At 37.0% G+C, this 2,797-nt stretch carries 4 protein-coding genes and 1 pseudogene; all 5 read right to left on the reverse strand.

What is annotated here, in order from left to right:
* A pseudogene (locus tag ACFILA_RS09255) lies at positions 1 to 284 on the reverse strand (hypothetical protein); the annotation flags it as partial.
* On the reverse strand, positions 271 to 600 hold the full coding sequence (locus ACFILA_RS09260) for a hypothetical protein (RefSeq protein WP_375661090.1): 330 nt from the start codon (positions 598 to 600) through the stop codon (positions 271 to 273). The pseudogene ACFILA_RS09255 and the gene ACFILA_RS09260, both read right to left, overlap by 14 nt.
* A gap of 273 nt (positions 601 to 873) precedes the next feature.
* Positions 874 to 2,007: a hypothetical protein gene (locus tag ACFILA_RS09265; protein ID WP_375661091.1), complete on the reverse strand. Its 1,134-nt coding sequence runs from the start codon at positions 2,005 to 2,007 to the stop codon at positions 874 to 876.
* A gap of 3 nt (positions 2,008 to 2,010) precedes the next feature.
* Positions 2,011 to 2,349, reverse strand: a complete 339-nt coding sequence (locus ACFILA_RS09270; protein ID WP_375661092.1) for a DUF1376 domain-containing protein — start codon at positions 2,347 to 2,349, stop codon at positions 2,011 to 2,013.
* Positions 2,339 to 2,797: crossover junction endodeoxyribonuclease RuvC (locus ACFILA_RS09275; RefSeq protein WP_375661093.1), on the reverse strand; the 459-nt coding region annotated here is incomplete at its 5' end. The genes ACFILA_RS09275 and ACFILA_RS09270, both read right to left, overlap by 11 nt.

Genomic DNA, 2,797 nt, shown 5'->3' on the forward strand with positions numbered 1-2,797 from the left:
AAACTTATTAGCTTTAAAAGTCTGTGCAAATACTGTTGTAAATCACGTGTTAATGTCTTCCAACCTGTTGTATTGCCACGTTTGTATTTTGGATTGTTCTGCAACTCAAAAGGAATATGAGAATTGCATAAAATTACAAAAATATTTGTTATTATTATCAAACCAAAAGATGCAAATATCAAAATACCTTGGATAAAATAGGGATTTTTTTTAATTCCTAGAAAGCATAAAAATATAAAAATTATAATACCAAACAAGGCTCTTAGCTGCTTATCTGTAAACATATTTATTTCCTGCGGTTTTCGATAATTTTTTGATCTCTTTATTGATCTCGTCTATAAGAGGTTCGTAATTGAGAACGCTTTTCGGAATACCACCCCCATATATCCAAGCTTTCACTTGCGCCTTGGTACTGTAATCAACATTCTCAGGCATCTCATGATACTGACCACCGTCAAATTCTTCGTATTCTCTTGTGCCATCATCATATTCGTAAAGGTTATAAAAATACTCTGCTACCCCTAATCCCCATGGTGCATGCCCCACCGCCGTTGCAACCCACTTTTTTTGCCCTTTCTGTTTACGTTTTTTTAAAAACATCTGGTTTAATATCCCCTATCTAAATCCATAACTTTACCAATGGGTTTATTTGCCTCAAAATGGACCGTACAGAAGCGTTTTTAATTTCAATGTGGTTTTTATCACAAAATCTTTAAATCGCTCTGTACGGTGCCTTTCTGTCAATTTAAACGCATCTCTATTCTCAAAATCATCAGCAAATTTCACTACTTTGCTGTTTTTTCGGATCCTTTTAAATACAATTTCATGACTGATGCTTCCGAAAAAAGCTCTATTTCTGATCCATAAGTGTCTTTAAGCGTAGATCGCTGTTGGGGGTATGCTAAATCTTTCTGAAAGCTTATTTGCGAAATTGTTTGATGATGATTTATAGCATGCGGTTGCATATAGTTTTTCCGTTTCTAATTTTTTGTGTTTCTTAATTACCAGTCCATATTCTGGATGCGTAATCCAATTATCCCAAGCGCTTTGCCAATCGCGTTCATTTGCATTTCGACATGGATTGGTTTTTGAAAAGCGTACAAATTTTTCAAATTCTGATAAGGCTTCACCATGCGTTAATCCTTGTTCAGTTGCGTATTGAAAATCGGGTTTGAAATCTTCTAGTATTCTTTCAACGTCTTGTTTTTCGCTTGTTTTCTTAGTTTCTTCAAAAAAGTTTGCTTTCTCTGGAAAATAAGCAGGCATCATCGTGTCAAAGATTTCTGAAAGTTTTTTTCCAACCTTTTTAACTTTTCGTGAAGGCAATTTCGCAATCATCGCTTCGTTAATTTGCCATCGGTTGTTAACTTCGTTTGAAAGATTGATATTTTGCTCGCGAATGATTGGTTGTTTGGTTTCTATCGTTTTGATTTGCTCTGATTGAACATCATCACACTCGATTGGCTCGTCAACCAAATCGTTTGTTTCTAAATTTTCAAAATCAATTTCTCTTTTTGATAAAATAATATTTTTATTTTTTTTGTTATTGTTATTGTTAATGTTATTGTGCATTTCCAAGCATTGCTCGTGCATTGCGTATGCATTGCTTGTGCATTGCTCATGCATTGCACGTGCATCATCATTACTTTTATCTTTGTTTTTATCCCATCTAGCTTTTGCTGCTTTTGAAGCCTTTTCCGAAGCTTTATCTAAATTCTCATTAGAGTTATTGAGTTCTTCCTCAACATCTAAATTCCACAAGCGACCATCTGCTAAACGAATGAAATATCCTTCTTCAAGCAAAACATTCAGTGCCGCTTCAAACTTCTTCACTGAATAACCAGTGTAATGAGATAAAACTTTAATATTATAAAAAAGAGGTTCACCAGTACGCAACATACGTAACCGTAATCGCATATAGATATTGCCCTCTACAGCAGGCAAATAATCAACAACTATTGCCCACTTGTCTGCAAAAAGCCTCGTCCATGGCAACTTAGTTGACATACTTCACCTCCCTTTCTTTATTATATTGCAAGTGAAATTATCTAGCTCTTCTTCACGGAGGTTGTTGAGTTCTTTTTCAACTTCTGAATTCCACAACCCACCATTGTCTAAACGTATGATGAATCCACCTTCAATCAAGGAATTCAAAGCTGCTTCAAACTCTTCTACTGGATAACCAATCCAACGAGCTAATACCCTTAAGTTGTTTAAAATAGGCTCACCAGTACGGAGCATTAGAAGTCGCAACATGACATAGATACATTTCTCGGTCGGCGACAAACAACCAAGAGTAAGAAGCCACTTGTCTGCAAAAAGCCTCGTCCATGGTAATTTAATGGACATACCCCAATTCCCTTTCTTTAACTAAATATAAAATTGCTAAAGCATCTGCTTCGTTGTCATCACAAGGCGCATGCCCTTTTGCACGCACCGCCTTAATCATCTCTTCTTTCGACGCATTCCCCTTGCCTGTCGTCGCTTTCTTAATCGTACTTACTTGTATCCCCTCATACGGTATCTGATGCTGTTCACACCACGCCGTTAACGTTGCTAACAAACCACCGTAAACATGCGCTGCATCTGTACCTTTATGACGCCTCACCTCTTCAAAATACACCACTTCAATTTGACCTGCTGTCTGCTTTATTTCTGATAGCCATTGTTTAAAACGCAAGTAACGCATTCCACCGCCTTCAAAACGGCGCGATTGAAAATTCACGGTACCACTGAATATGTCACCACTTGCACCACGTATCGCCCACCCCGTTTTGGTACCTAGATCAAAACAAAG

Source organism: Bartonella sp. CL71SXKL (assembly GCF_042194935.1).
GTDB lineage: Bacteria > Pseudomonadota > Alphaproteobacteria > Rhizobiales > Rhizobiaceae > Bartonella.

What these genes read in the sequence shown, in the direction of transcription:
- ACFILA_RS09265 (WP_375661091.1), bottom strand. Translation starts at nt 2,007, where the DNA reads ATGTCAACTAAGTTGCCATGGACGAGGCTTTTTGCAGACAAGTGGGCA.
- ACFILA_RS09270 (WP_375661092.1), bottom strand. Translation starts at nt 2,349, where the DNA reads ATGTCCATTAAATTACCATGGACGAGGCTTTTTGCAGACAAGTGGCTT.
- ACFILA_RS09260 (WP_375661090.1), bottom strand. Translation starts at nt 600, where the DNA reads ATGTTTTTAAAAAAACGTAAACAGAAAGGGCAAAAAAAGTGGGTTGCA.